At 36.2% G+C, this 7,363-nt stretch carries 9 protein-coding genes and 1 pseudogene; 4 read left to right on the top strand and 6 right to left on the bottom strand.

Translation table 11 applies throughout. The features are described 5' to 3' along the window. From EXE10_RS16275 to rlmH, 5 genes and pseudogenes are all read right to left on the bottom strand, one after another. Positions 1-268: pseudogene (locus EXE10_RS16275) on the bottom strand (hypothetical protein); the annotation flags it as partial. 3 nt (positions 269-271) lie between these two features. Then, entirely contained in the window at positions 272-712 is a 441-nt protein-coding gene (locus EXE10_RS16270; RefSeq protein ID WP_130114092.1) for an META domain-containing protein, read from the bottom strand. Positions 713-818: 106 nt separating this feature from the next. Then, positions 819-1,595, bottom strand: coding sequence for an META and DUF4377 domain-containing protein (locus EXE10_RS16265; protein WP_130114091.1), 777 nt, complete (start codon positions 1,593-1,595; stop codon positions 819-821). A 190-nt stretch (positions 1,596-1,785) separates the two neighbouring features. After that, positions 1,786-2,562, bottom strand: coding sequence for a DODA-type extradiol aromatic ring-opening family dioxygenase (locus tag EXE10_RS16260; protein ID WP_130114090.1), 777 nt, complete (start codon positions 2,560-2,562; stop codon positions 1,786-1,788). 60 nt (positions 2,563-2,622) lie between these two features. After that, positions 2,623-3,105 carry a 23S rRNA (pseudouridine(1915)-N(3))-methyltransferase RlmH gene (rlmH, locus tag EXE10_RS16255; RefSeq protein ID WP_087552483.1) on the bottom strand — a complete coding sequence of 161 codons (483 nt, stop codon included), beginning with the start codon at positions 3,103-3,105 and terminating at the stop codon, positions 2,623-2,625. A gap of 204 nt (positions 3,106-3,309) precedes the next feature. On the opposite strand from rlmH, the gene EXE10_RS16250 reads away from it, so the two are divergent. From EXE10_RS16250 to EXE10_RS16235, 4 genes are all read left to right on the top strand, one after another. Further along, complete coding sequence (locus EXE10_RS16250; RefSeq protein WP_228256851.1) at positions 3,310-4,197, top strand: M20/M25/M40 family metallo-hydrolase; 888 nt, start codon at positions 3,310-3,312, stop codon at positions 4,195-4,197. 233 nt (positions 4,198-4,430) lie between these two features. Beyond that, on the top strand, positions 4,431-5,315 hold the full coding sequence (locus tag EXE10_RS16245) for an enhanced serine sensitivity protein SseB C-terminal domain-containing protein (protein WP_130114088.1): 885 nt from the start codon (positions 4,431-4,433) through the stop codon (positions 5,313-5,315). Continuing rightward, positions 5,305-6,207 carry a tyrosine recombinase XerC gene (locus tag EXE10_RS16240; RefSeq protein ID WP_162994979.1) on the top strand — a complete coding sequence of 301 codons (903 nt, stop codon included), beginning with the start codon at positions 5,305-5,307 and terminating at the stop codon, positions 6,205-6,207. Before EXE10_RS16245 ends, EXE10_RS16240 begins: the two co-directional genes overlap by 11 nt. A gap of 213 nt (positions 6,208-6,420) precedes the next feature. Then, a complete protein-coding gene (locus EXE10_RS16235; RefSeq protein WP_068973538.1) occupies positions 6,421-6,792 on the top strand; it encodes a hypothetical protein in 372 nt (123 codons plus the stop codon). A gap of 17 nt (positions 6,793-6,809) precedes the next feature. Here the strand turns inward: EXE10_RS16235 and EXE10_RS16230 are convergent, their stop codons facing one another. After that, positions 6,810-7,355 carry a GNAT family N-acetyltransferase gene (locus EXE10_RS16230; RefSeq protein ID WP_068973539.1) on the bottom strand — a complete coding sequence of 182 codons (546 nt, stop codon included), beginning with the start codon at positions 7,353-7,355 and terminating at the stop codon, positions 6,810-6,812. Between the last annotated feature and the right edge of the window lie 8 nt (positions 7,356-7,363).

Genomic DNA, 7,363 nt, shown 5'->3' with positions numbered 1-7,363 from the left:
GCATGATTTGATGGTCTTGAGTTTTATATTTCCGACTCATTAAATTACAGCCACTATAAATTGCAATACTCTCATTATTAAAATTAATTTGAATGGGTATTTCGCTGTTCGGTGGGGTATATGTCCATGTATGTTGTTGTAATATTTCATTGAATTGCTGAGATGATAAGACAGCGGGCGTAATCGGTTTATTTACAATCGTTGTATTTTGGCAGGCTGAAATAGACAAAACTGCACAGGAAAATAATAAAAAGGTTGTGATTTTCATGATCTATTCTCCATGTGCATTTTTACTTTTATGTGAACATTTTGTGCCTACAAAGATATATTCTTGCTGATCTTTTTGAAAAATAAGTTTGGGATGTTGACTTGAACGTGAGCTAATTTTAAAGGGAACGGGCTGTTCAAAAAAGCCTGTGATAAAGGATTCTTGTTTTTCTAAGTGTGGAGGGCAACCTATCTCAGTACTTAAAAAAGAGGATTGTGTAATGATTTGCTGTTCAACGATTTTATAAGGTGAACCCATGCTGTTACAGGAAGCATATGCACTAAGTTGATTATCTTTAAAAGTGAGTTCTATTGGAGTATCACTGTTGGGTGCTGTATATACCCATGTATATTGACTAAGTAGGTTTTGAGTTTCTTGGTTTGTTAGTGGTTTTTCAGCACATGCAGTACAGAGCAGTGCGAGCATGATTATTTTTATTCTCATAGCAAAAATTCACTGATTAAAATAATAGAAATTGAGAATAAAAAACCGATGGCTAAACATCGGTTTTTAAAATATTTTCGATTATTTATTTTCAATCAATCAGAGATTAAAGTGAGCCTTTAATCGCTTCACGTTCAATGATCATATCTTGAACATAGGCATATTTAGATTGATCTGCCGCAGGATTTTTAATTTCGTAGCGTTTGATGCGAACCACTTGACGCTCATTTGCTGTGTGCTTAAAGCCATCAATATTGTCATAGAACAAAGTCCAATCTTTATCGACTTGGGTTTTCACACCATTTTCAGCATATTTAATCTCACGAACTTGCAAACAAGTTTGTGGTGCAACACCTGTACATTGTTTGGTTTCAGGGCTGATTTCCAAAAAGATGGTTTCGCCTTGAGTGTTATATTTAGTTTCAGGTGTCATTTTACCTGTAAATACAACTTTACCTGCTGTTGGGCTAACTAAAGTCAGTGTTGGTGCTTCAGTATTGGCAGTATCTAAAACAAATGCTGTTTTACCACCTTGGAATAATGAACCTGCAAAAGCTTCTTGCTTCATGAGTTCAGGCGTACACATCATATTGGTCGCTGCTAAATTACCTGTAGTAATAGTACTATTTGCAATCGTTACAGCACCAAACATATTATTACAACCCGTTTCAATGCTCATCTTTTGATCTTTAAAACTAAGAACAATCGGCTGTTTTGTACCCGCTGGCTGATATGACCACTGATAAGCATTTAATGTTTGTTCAGCATTACCTTGTTGTTGTAAAACTTTCACAGCAGTATCCCCCAATTTTTGAACATCACTTGTTTGGCAAGCTGCAAGGGCTAATGGAAGTAGAGATAAAGCTAAATATTTGAATTTCATGTTTTATTCACTTTTGGAGGAATAGCTATAGAATACTGGATTGGCGTACAAAAACTATGGACGCAATTTATCATTTACGTATCATTATGTATCAATATAACCAAAACTTAAATATTGCTTAACAATTTGTTATAAGTTGTGTGAAATGTGAAGGAAAGTTGGGGGCAGTAAAACTGTTTAGGACTATATTTTAGTCAAAACGATAAATATCCATTCCTAATGCACCCATCGAAAAACTACTATGTACAAGGCTAAAGCGTTGTCCTGTGCCCATAGCAAAGAAAATTGGTGCAAAATGTTCAAGTGTCGGATGATTTTTATTGAGAAACGGAATGCTATCCCAGTCCAATATTGCATCATAATTGCTATGCGTGAGTTTGCTTACAACATAGTTTCTAAATGATGAAGCCCATTCAGGTACTTGATTATTTTGGTTATTCCAAGAAAGTTCTTTTAAATTATGAGTAATACTACCTGAACCAATGAGCAAAATTTGTCTATCACGTAATGGCGCAAGTGTCTGACCGATTTTATAGATTTGATCGGCATTCATATTCATAGGCAGAGAAATTTCAATGACAGGAATATCTGCTTCTGGATACATGTGTAATAAAGGCATCCAAACACCATGATCACGAGGGCGAGTACTATTGGCGTGAGCAGTGAGTTGGGCTTCGGCTAAAAGCTGGAGAATTTCTTCAGCCAGTTCAGGGCTTCCAGGAGCAGGGTAACGGATTTCATAGAGTTCTTTAGGGAAACCACGAAAATCATGCCAAGTTTCAGGACGTACCCCAGTATTCACTTCTAAAGCATTACTTTCCCAATGCGCAGACATGACAACGATGGTTTGAGGTCGGGGCAAGTTATGACCTAAGCGTTGTAATGCAGGGCCCACTTGCTCAGGATCTAGTGCAAGCATGGGTGAACCATGTGAAATAAAGAGTCCTGGAAGTATTTGTAAATTCATACCTTTTGCCTAAATAGTCATTGGTGGGAAAGTCTTGCTTTTCAAATTAATCTGCGGCAGTTAGCCTGCGCGGTGATAAGGATGATTATGGTTAATGGTCATGGCTCGGTAGAGCTGTTCGATTAACATTACACGTACCATAGGATGTGGCAGGGTAAGTTTTGACAATGACCAATGCCAAGCTGCAGCTTTACGTACCGCTTCAGAATGCCCATCAGGTCCACCGATGGCTAAAACTACATCATTGCCTTCCAACATCCATCCTTTCATGGTTTCAGCAAGTTTTTCAGTACTAAACTCACGCCCACCTACCTCAAGGGCAATCAATACTTCATTTTGTTTGAGCTGCGCCAAAATACTATCACCTTCAATTTGGCGATATTTTAAAATGTCTGCTTCAGAATCATTTTTGCCACGTTTCGCCATTGGAAGTTCAATGATTTGAGTTTGAACAAAGGGTTGAATTCTTTTGAAATAATCTTCAAAGCCAGTCAGCACCCATGCAGGCATTTTTTGACCGATGGTCAGAATGCGGATTTTCATATTAACAATTTCAAACGTGGTAATTGAGCTATTATAACGTGTTATTGGTTATTCTCAGTCCTAGAACAACAATTGAATTTTTAACTGCTGATTTTTTACAACACGCAGTAGGATAAAACCAAAATTAGGATAAATATGCGCTCCGTACAATTTTTAAAAAAAATGCCACATGTTCTCTTATTCACCCTTGCTTTAAACTTTCCGATGCTGAGTATTGCTTCGGATACTAACTTGTATCGACAAGCAGAACCTGAGCGGTTAAAGGAATATTTAAATAATGTCATTCAGCCAACAGCTTTTAGAAATTATGAAAATATTCAAGAACTCGATCGTGTAGCGACGTATCTTAAAAAGCAAGTTGAATCATTTTCCATCCCATGTGAATACCAGAGCTATCCTATAGATGGGGAAAACTATAAAAATGTGGTGTGTCGTATTCAAACAGGCAATGCGAAGAAAGTCATAATTGGTGCGCATTATGATGTCTATGGAGACTTTCAAGGTGCAGATGACAATGCTTCTGGTGTAGTTGGGTTGATTGAAACAGCAAGAATACTTGCAAACAATAAAACTGATTTAAAACATAATATTGAGTTGGTTTTTTACACTTTAGAAGAACCTCCATATTTCCGTACTGAACATATGGGAAGCTATGTCCACGCACAATCGGTGGCAAAACAGAAAGATCAAATTCAAGCGGTATATATTCTAGAAATGATCGGATATTTTGACCATAAAAATGTGCAAGATTATCCGACTGGACTTGGTTTGTTATATCCCAAACATGGCAATTTTATTGGTGCTGTGAGTAATTTTAGTTCGCGTGCTTTGGGTGAAAACTATTGTAATGCAATGAAAGCGATGAATCGTTTGGATTGTCAGCGTCTGATTGCACCTTCATTTATTCAAGGTATCGATTTTTCTGATCATTTGAATTATTGGAACCTTGATATTCCTGCAATCATGATCACAGATACTGCTTTTTTTAGAAATAAGCATTATCACACGGCTGAAGATACGATAGAAAAACTCAACTTAAATAAAATGGCAGATGTGGTCAATGGAGTGGTTTATACCATTTTAAAAAAATAAAATATGTAGTTAAAGTTAACACACTATTCGTTGAAATAATTTGTATAAAATATCCCTATTTTTATGTATGTTGCAAATAAAATCCATCATGTATAAACAATTGATAATTCATGTAGATCATTCATTTCTTAAACAGTAAAACAGGCAAGATCATGGATGATCGTGGCACTCTGTTTAATCTTATTCTATGGATAGAGGAAGGCTTTAATTAAAAGCAAATGTGGGGGTGTTAAATGTATAACAAATCATTAGAAATTACATTGGAAGAACTTTTAGAGAAAGCATTTGAACAGGTGACTTATCGTCCTCAATTTTTACAACAACTCTTGGATTCCTCCATTTATATTCTAGGAACAAGTGCAGAAAGCATTAGTGAACATATTGAACATACCTTGAAAGAGGGAAGTGAAGTTCAAATCAAACAATGGCAAAAGAAAGATGGGACATTTTTTTTCCCGTTTTTTACGTCATTGGAAAGATTACAAAAGACAATCCGCAATAATGAAAACTATTTGCGAATCAATACGCGAAGTTTTTTTGAGTTAACATTTGGCTCGCATGTTGTTTTAAATCCTTATTCTGAAATAGGTAAGGAATTTCTACCTGCTGAAATTGCTGGATTATTGAACGGAGATTTTGGTTTAAGACCTGATGTTGAGGAGCTAACTATCGACCCAAATACACAATTGAGTCATCCTAGTCCGTATCCAATCAATATGGTTGAACAAATTAAAATTTTATTACAGGTCAATCATGCAGTTTCTTTTGCTTATTTAGCACAAGTCATGGATGAAAAGCATGCAACAAAATCTTCTTTGGTGATTGGCTTGCAATTGTCCCAAGTGCTCACAGAGCATGAAAAACAACAGTTGTATCGGCAAGTGAAACAAACAGCAACTGATTCATTGTTGCAGAAAAAAACGTCGAATTGGTCTTTGTGGATGCGAATGATCAGACCGCATTGGGTCAATATCTCTTGCATCAAACACAACCCTTTTATTTACGACAAGATGACAAGAAAAAAGGATTCTTTGCTACACTGTTTAACTAAAGCTTACGTGAACTCAAGGAGGGTGTATGCAATACGGTGCAATGCAATTGCTCTCTATGTGGATTAAAGATCGAAAAATACAAAATCAATCTGAACATACTTTAGATGCTTATTTTCGTGATGTTTCGAATTTTATTGATTTTTGCTATGCCAAACAGATTGAATTAACCGAAGTGGAAGCTTCTGATTTAAGAGAATACATTGCATTTCGTGTGGAAAATGATCAACTGACGACCAGCAGTTTACAACGTCACTTAACCTCGATTCGTCAGTTTATGAAATGGGCGAAAGAGGGGCATTATTTAGAGATTAATGCTGCGGATGATTTTCAACTAAAAAGACAAGCACGCCCATTGCCAGGCATGATCGATATTGAAACAGTGAATCAAATCATGGATCAGCCCGAGCCTGAAAAGCCATTGGAAAAACAACTATGGATTCGTGATAAGGCGATTTTAGAACTTTTATATTCCAGTGGTTTACGATTGGCTGAGATTCAAGGTTTAGCCATTAAAGATATTGATTTTAATCGTCATTTATTACGAATTACAGGTAAAGGGAATAAAACACGTATCGTACCTTTTGGTTCTAAAGCGCGTGAAAGTTTAATCGCATGGTTGAAAATTTATCGTATTTGGCAAGGTGAATTTAGCCCAGAATCTTTGGTCTTTATTACCCAACGTGGGACGAGTATTACACCGCGTCAGATTGAAAATCGAGTCAAATATCAGGCACTTCGTGCAGGTGTCAATGTTGATTTGCATCCGCACTTATTACGTCATTGTTTTGCCAGTCATATGTTGTCCAATAGCGGTGACTTACGTGCAGTTCAAGAAATGTTAGGGCATAGTAATTTAACCACTACGCAGATTTATACTCATGTCGATTTTGATCAATTGGCGCAAGTCTATGATCGTGCGCATCCTCGTGCATCACGTGCAAAAGTAAATGATGAGTAGCATTAGCCCGACGCATTAAGACCATTTTTTTGTACGTTTTGAATAGATTTTAATCATATTAAGTTAAACATTTTATTCACAGAATAGACATAAATTGCATATAAAAAAGCCGAAAGGATAATTGTTTTTAGTAGAGCTCTGCTGTATATCTAGTCGCTGTATTCATGCAATACTTTTTTATTGATTCAATTTTGCAAAACTTTAGGTCTTCCCATGATCCCTGAACTTGAACAAAAATATAAGCAACTGACGCAAGCCCAAAAAGACATTTTTAAGGGCTATGGCTTAAGACAAATTAAACATTTTGTTGAATTTAGCTTACCGAAGATTGAGGCAACTTTACCGCAGGCAGGTAAAATACTGGGTATTAATGCAGAGGGTAAAGTTCAAGCGATTAATACCAATACCAATCAAGTTTATTTATGGATTTCTGATCAACAATGGCAAGCGGCAAAAGCTGTTTCAAATCATATTGATGCCAAAGAAGATTTTATCGAAATTTGGAAAAGTTTAGATTTAGAACATCAAGACTTGATTGATTTAAGTCATATTCATCGTGATTTTTTAGCTTCTTTTGCTGAATAAGCGGATTTATTTACAGGTTAAAACGAAAAATCCTGTTTTTTGATTCGATACAATTTCTCCTCTCGTAAGGGATGTTCATCATCAAAATCTGGATGCAAAAAGTCATGTGAAAATGTCATTCCAATTTTTTCCATGACCTTTTGCGATACTAGATTGTCTTTTGCGGTAAATGCGACAATTTCTTCCAATTTCAACTCTTCAAATGCAAACCTTAAACATGCTTCAGCGCCTTCTGTGGCATAACCTTGATTCCAAAATTTAGGATCAATGCGCCAACCGATTTCGATGCAAGGCGAAAACTCAAACTTTGAAGGTTGGGGATGTAAGCCGATACAACCGATAAATTCTTGCGTTTCCAATAACTCTACAGCCCAAACGCCCCATCCCTTTACATCAATGATAAATTTGATTTGTTCTGCTAAAGCATTACTTTCATATTCATCGAGTAATTTGGGGAAATATTTCATCACTTCAGGATTTGAAGTGATTTGCGCAAAAGGGACGTAGTCAGAATCTTTCCATTGTCGAAGTAAAAGTCGTTCAGTACATAACTCGTAAATCATTTTAGTTT

Source organism: Acinetobacter sp. WCHAc060033 (assembly GCF_004209125.1).
GTDB lineage: Bacteria > Pseudomonadota > Gammaproteobacteria > Pseudomonadales > Moraxellaceae > Acinetobacter > Acinetobacter wuhouensis.
Note: the sequence above shows the minus strand (reverse complement) of the source record. Positions and strands in the feature narration are given on the sequence as shown.

What these genes read in the sequence shown, in the direction of transcription:
- EXE10_RS16270 (WP_130114092.1), bottom strand. Translation starts at nt 712, where the DNA reads ATGAGAATAAAAATAATCATGCTCGCACTGCTCTGTACTGCATGTGCT.
- EXE10_RS16265 (WP_130114091.1), bottom strand. Translation starts at nt 1,595, where the DNA reads ATGAAATTCAAATATTTAGCTTTATCTCTACTTCCATTAGCCCTTGCA.
- EXE10_RS16260 (WP_130114090.1), bottom strand. Translation starts at nt 2,562, where the DNA reads ATGAATTTACAAATACTTCCAGGACTCTTTATTTCACATGGTTCACCC.
- rlmH (WP_087552483.1), bottom strand. Translation starts at nt 3,105, where the DNA reads ATGAAAATCCGCATTCTGACCATCGGTCAAAAAATGCCTGCATGGGTG.
- EXE10_RS16250 (WP_228256851.1), top strand. Translation starts at nt 3,310, where the DNA reads ATGCTGAGTATTGCTTCGGATACTAACTTGTATCGACAAGCAGAACCT.
- EXE10_RS16245 (WP_130114088.1), top strand. Translation starts at nt 4,431, where the DNA reads ATGTATAACAAATCATTAGAAATTACATTGGAAGAACTTTTAGAGAAA.
- EXE10_RS16240 (WP_162994979.1), top strand. Translation starts at nt 5,305, where the DNA reads ATGTGGATTAAAGATCGAAAAATACAAAATCAATCTGAACATACTTTA.
- EXE10_RS16235 (WP_068973538.1), top strand. Translation starts at nt 6,421, where the DNA reads ATGATCCCTGAACTTGAACAAAAATATAAGCAACTGACGCAAGCCCAA.
- EXE10_RS16230 (WP_068973539.1), bottom strand. Translation starts at nt 7,355, where the DNA reads ATGATTTACGAGTTATGTACTGAACGACTTTTACTTCGACAATGGAAA.